The sequence below is a fragment of the Trinickia sp. genome, from assembly GCF_051961175.1.
Lineage (GTDB): Bacteria > Pseudomonadota > Gammaproteobacteria > Burkholderiales > Burkholderiaceae > Trinickia.
The window spans coordinates 1-4254 of the sequence record NZ_JBQCDN010000160.1 but is presented as its reverse complement, the minus strand read 5'-3'; the positions used below and the strand labels follow the sequence as shown (position 1 = coordinate 4254).

General features: G+C 64.1%; 5 protein-coding genes. 3 read left to right on the top strand and 2 right to left on the bottom strand.

All coding sequences use genetic code 11. The annotated features are described in order from the left end of the window. Window positions 1-938, bottom strand: a 938-nt coding sequence (gene pcaB, locus ACTHL0_RS09290; RefSeq protein ID WP_440566438.1) for a 3-carboxy-cis,cis-muconate cycloisomerase, incomplete at its 3' end; no start/stop codon positions are given. A gap of 341 nt (window positions 939-1279) precedes the next feature. Continuing rightward, on the bottom strand, window positions 1280-2260 hold the full coding sequence (locus ACTHL0_RS09285) for a LysR substrate-binding domain-containing protein (protein WP_440566437.1): 981 nt from the start codon (window positions 2258-2260) through the stop codon (window positions 1280-1282). Between the two features lie 151 nt (window positions 2261-2411). Between ACTHL0_RS09285 and pcaH the strand changes: the two genes are divergently transcribed. The 3 genes from pcaH to ACTHL0_RS09270 form a co-directional block, all read left to right on the top strand. After that, entirely contained in the window at window positions 2412-3167 is a 756-nt protein-coding gene (gene pcaH, locus ACTHL0_RS09280) for a protocatechuate 3,4-dioxygenase subunit beta (RefSeq protein WP_440566436.1), read from the top strand. Then, window positions 3168-3833 (top strand): protocatechuate 3,4-dioxygenase subunit alpha, encoded by a 666-nt coding sequence (gene pcaG / locus ACTHL0_RS09275; RefSeq protein ID WP_440566435.1) that lies wholly within the window; start codon window positions 3168-3170, stop codon window positions 3831-3833. It begins immediately after the preceding gene. A gap of 157 nt (window positions 3834-3990) precedes the next feature. Beyond that, window positions 3991-4254: 3-oxoacid CoA-transferase subunit A (locus tag ACTHL0_RS09270; RefSeq protein WP_440566434.1), on the top strand; the 264-nt coding region annotated here is incomplete at its 3' end.

Below are 4254 nucleotides of genomic sequence, written 5' to 3'. Positions count from 1 at the left end.
AGCGTTTCCCACTCGGCTTGCCAGCCGCCCAGTGCGCGTTCGTGTTCTTGCACCATGGCCCCAAGCATCGTGGCGACGAGGGCGGGTACGCGGGCAGCCGCCGTGAGCGCCGCGGCGCAGCCGACGGGATTGCGTTTATGCGGCATGGTCGACGATCCGCCTTTACCCGACGACGACGGCTCGCCCAATTCGCCGATTTCGGTTTGCATTTGCAGCGAGATGTCACGCGCGATCTTGCCGAGCGTGCCGGTCAGTAGCCCCAGCACGGTGGCCGCTTCCGCGATACGGTCGCGTTGGGTATGCCAAGGCACGCTCGGCAGCGGCAATGAGAGTGCTTCGGCCAGTGCTTGAGCGACGGGCTGTGCCGCGTCTCCCAGGCTGGCCAACGTGCCGGCTGCACCGCCGAATTGCAGGGCCAGCGCGCGTTCTCTCAACTGAACGAGCCGTTCGCGGTGTCGCTCCAGCGCATCGAGCCACTGCGCGAACTTCAAGCCCAACGTGATCGGCAGGGCTTGCTGCAGCCACGTGCGGCCCACCATTGGCGTATCGCGGTACGTTGCCGCTTGACGGGCGAGTGTGGCGCACAGTGCTTCGACGCCCGCTTCGATCAAGTCGAGGGCATCGCGCAATTGAAGCACCATGCCGCTATCGATAATGTCTTGACTCGTCGCGCCCCAATGCACGTATTTCGCCGCTTCGGCCGATTGCGCGCCGACGCACGCCGTCAATTGCTTGACGAGCGGGATGGCGAGATTGCCGGCACGCACGGCCGCTTCCGTCAGCGAGGCGGCGTCGATCCGATCGGCCTGACACGCCGCTACGATCGGTGCGACGGTTTCGGGCGGAATGACCCCCGCTTTTGCAAGTGCCCGTGCAAGGGCAGCTTCGACGTCGAGCATGCGTTGCACGGTCGCTTTTGGCTCGAACACCGCGAGCATCGTTGCAGTCGAGGTCAGCCTGTCGTTGAGTCGTCCTTGGTACGCAAACATGGGAGCGGATTGAAGCGGGCAAAGGGAAAGGGCGATGACGCGGGCGTGGACCCAGCCGGATTCAGCCCGAGATTCAGCCAGCGGTCCAGCCAACGGCTCAGCATCGAGCAATACGCGTGATCTGTTCGATGCCAATACGTTCGATACGTTCTATTGTGCGATTATCGAACAAACTATCCAATATCGAACGAACTCATGAATCCTATGCTTCGGCGCGGGGTGGGTCAAGCCCGTGCGCCGATCCGAAGCGTGCACGAAGGGCACGCAGCACGCGCATGAGGCCGGCCAGATTACCGCTTGCGTGTGCGCGACGCGGGCGCGCGCTTGGCGGAGCGGGCCGTACGGGTTTTCCCCGTCGGTGCGTCGGCACGCGTCAGTTCCCGCAGGATTTCGGCCAATGCCTCGACCGCGCCCGAAGGCTCCCCTGAACTGCGACGCAGGAGGCCGACGGGTTCCTCCGCGTTGGGAATGGCCAGCGGCAGCTTGACCAATTCACCGCGCGCGAGATCGTCGCGGGCGGTGAACGCAGGCGTGATCCACACGGCGTCGGAGCGTCGAGCCAGCAGGCGCGCGACGGACACCGACAGCGTTTCCGTGCAATTGGCCGGTACATGCAACGCATGCGCGTCGAAAAACGCGTCGGTGTGGAGCCTCGGTACCGTGCCGGCGGGTGCCACGACGAGCGGAAACTCGAGCACGGCCTGAGGCGAGGCTGCGTGAGTGCCGAGCAGCGGATGCCGCGGCCTGACGGCCATGACAAGCGGCTCGGCATAGAGCAACTCGAACGACAGCCCCTGCATCATGGCGGGCTCCGCCATCCGTCCGACCACGCAATCGAGCTGCCCCGCCTTGAGCGCGGAGAGCAGCGGTTGATTCGTCGCGGTATGAAGGCGGACACCCGTTTGCGGATGCTGCTCGCGAAGACGTACCAGGGCATCGGGCAAGACGCCGCTCGCGACGGTCGGCAGCGCGCCGAGCGTCAGGATGCGCACGGGCGGCGCGGTGGGACCTTGTAAGGCCGCCGCGGCCGACTCCATCGCTTGCGCGACGCCGACGGCGTGGCGAAGAAAGTGCTCGCCGGCGGGCGTCAAGCGTGCGCCGTGCCGGCCGCGTTCGACGAGGCGCACGTTCGCGAGCGATTCGAGCTCGTTCAACGTCTTCGATACGGCCGGCTGGGTCAGATTCAATCGCTCGGCGGCGCGCCCGAGATTGCGCTCGCGAGCAATCGCGAGAAAGCAACTGACATGACGAAAGCTGATTCTGGTTTCCATTACTGGAGGTTATGGATCGACGGAACAGAAGTCAATTTACGCGTGCAGAGCGGGACAATAGAGTGGGCGTCGAGAAACAGTCGGTCGCGCTTGTTCCAGGCTTGTCCCGGGCGTGCGGCCGCATCCATCGGGAATCAGGAGGAGAACGATCATGTCGGATCCACAAGCGGCCGTCTCGGCCGGCACCTATGGCGATTTCGCCCAGCGTGAGACGGCCTCGCATCCGGCCGCCTATACGCCGGGCTACAAGACGAGCGTCCTGCGCTCGCCGCGCAACGCGCTCATTTCGACGCTGAATACGCTATCGGAGCGCACGGGCCCCGTCTTTCGCGCCGACGAGCTGGGGCCGCTCGATAACGACCTCATTCTGAACTTTGCGAAGGACGGCCTGCCGATCGGTGAACGCATCGTCGTGCATGGCTATGTGCGCGACGAATTCGGCCGCCCCGTTCGAAACGCGTTGGTCGAAATCTGGCAAGCGAACGCCGGCGGCCGCTATCGGCATCGCAACGACAAATACATCGCGCCGATCGATCCGAACTTCGGCGGCTGCGGACGCATGCTGACCGATGACAACGGCTATTACGCCTATCGCACGATCAAGCCCGGCCCGTACCCGTGGCGCAACCGCATCAACGACTGGCGGCCCTCTCACATCCACTACTCGCTGAGCGGGGACGGCTGGGCTCAGCGCCTGATCACGCAGATGTATTTCGAAGGCGACCCGCTGATCGCGCAATGCCCAATCATCAAGACGCTCCCGAACGAAGAGCAGGTGCGCGGGCTCATCGCGCTCAGCGACACCGGTAACAACATCGCACTCGATAGCCGTTGCTATCGCTTCGACATCACGTTGCGCGGCCGGCGCATGACGTACTTCGAGCCTTCGACGCAAGGAGCCAAATAAATGAATCGCCCACCGTTTCCCGCAGCTTCTACTTTCGGTCCGGTTCGTTTTCCCGAGACGGCCTCGCAGACCGGCGGTCCGTATGTCCACATCGGCCTCGCGCCCGAGCAAGCCGGTTTCGACATCTTCGAAAACAATTTCGGCAACGTGCTCGTCACGCCCGATACGCGAGGCGAGCGCATCGCGATCGAGGGCCGCGTGTTCGACGGCTCGGGGACACTCATGCGCGACGTGCTGGTCGAACTCTGGCAAGCCAATGCCGATGGCCGATACGCGCATCCGGGCGACGACCGGGACGTGCCGATCGATCCGTCGTTCCGCGGCTGGGGGCGGGCGGGCGCGGACTTCGAAACGGGCGTGTTCCGTTTCGAAACGGTCAAGCCGGGACGCGTGCCCGGGCATAGCGGTGCGCCGCAAGCGCCGCATGTCTGCTTGGTGCTGTTCGCGCGCGGGATCAACGTCGGACTCCATACGAGGCTCTATTTCAGCGACGAAGCCGAGGCGAACCGAAGCGATCCCGTGCTGACCGGCATCGAATGGGAGGTGCGCCGCGGCACGTTGATCTCGCAACGCGGGCAGCGCGATGGTGCCGTCGTGTATTCGCTCGACATTCGTTTGCAAGACACACCGGACGGCGGCCGCGAGACGGTGTTCTTCGACATCTAAGGTCGTCGGAGTTCGCCGGAGTTTTCGTCGACGTCCGAACGGGGTTCGTTCGATAATCGCACAGTTTTTCGATAATCGCCGTTGACTTGGGGGCTGGCGGACCTCTACATTGTTTGTCAACCCGATGCCGGAGGCGCTACCGCCAGCGCGATTACCGATGATTGATAAGACTATTTCTTCCCTCGAAGCCGCCGTCGCCGATATCGCCGACGGCGCCACCGTCATGATCGGCGGCTTCGGCTCGGCCGGACAACCGGCCGAGCTCATCGACGCCCTCATTGAGCAGGGCGCGCGCGAACTCACGATCGTGAACAACAACGCCGGCAACGGCGAGATTGGCCTGGCCGCATTGCTCAAGGCGCGGCGTGTGCGCAAGATCATTTGCTCGGTCCCCCGCCAAGCCGATTCGCAAGTCTTCGAC

What these genes read in the sequence shown, in the direction of transcription:
- ACTHL0_RS09285 (WP_440566437.1), bottom strand. Translation starts at nt 2,260, where the DNA reads ATGGAAACCAGAATCAGCTTTCGTCATGTCAGTTGCTTTCTCGCGATT.
- pcaH (WP_440566436.1), top strand. Translation starts at nt 2,412, where the DNA reads ATGTCGGATCCACAAGCGGCCGTCTCGGCCGGCACCTATGGCGATTTC.
- pcaG (WP_440566435.1), top strand. Translation starts at nt 3,168, where the DNA reads ATGAATCGCCCACCGTTTCCCGCAGCTTCTACTTTCGGTCCGGTTCGT.